Genomic DNA, 600 nt, shown 5'->3' on the forward strand with positions numbered 1-600 from the left:
AGCATTTAATGCAAGTAGGTTAATTTGATCAGCAATATCACCTATTATAGAAGTAACATTTTTAATCTCTTCACTTTGAGCAATAACTTCACTAGTTTTATGAGATACATTTTGCATAGAAGAAGTAATCTCTTCTAATGCTGCTGCTGTTTCTTCTAAAGAAGAAGCTTGAGAAGATGAAGAATCTGTTAAGTCTTTAACAGCACTTTGTAATTTACCACTCTCATCTGCTAATAAAGAAGCAAATTCAGATGATTGTCTTAGCATAGCTACTATTTCTTGACCTAATACATTAGTAGTTACTTCAACTCCACCTTTAGCATTTTTAACTTCAGTAGTAAAGTCTAATGCCTTATAGCTATCAAATACTCTATTGATTTCATTCATATTAGAACCAACTTTTGCTTGTAATACATCAAGCATATCATTTAATACATTTTTTAATTCTATTAATTGAGGATTAGCAGGAATTGCTGTTATTCTTGCTGTTAGATTACCACCTTCTATTTCTTTAGCTGTATCAACTGATTGTTCTACTGCTTTAGCATCTTGTTCTAATGCATTTTTAGTTTTAGTGATGTTTTCATTGATGGCTTTGGC

General features: G+C 30.8%; 1 pseudogene. It reads right to left on the reverse strand.

Features of this window, described 5'->3' with window-relative positions:
- Positions 1-600, reverse strand: a pseudogene (locus L8X28_RS08305) (methyl-accepting chemotaxis protein); the annotation flags it as partial.

Origin of the sequence: Campylobacter sp. CNRCH_2016_0050h, from assembly GCF_025772605.1 — a bacterium.
Taxonomy (GTDB): Bacteria; Campylobacterota; Campylobacteria; order Campylobacterales; family Campylobacteraceae; genus Campylobacter_D; species Campylobacter_D lari_D.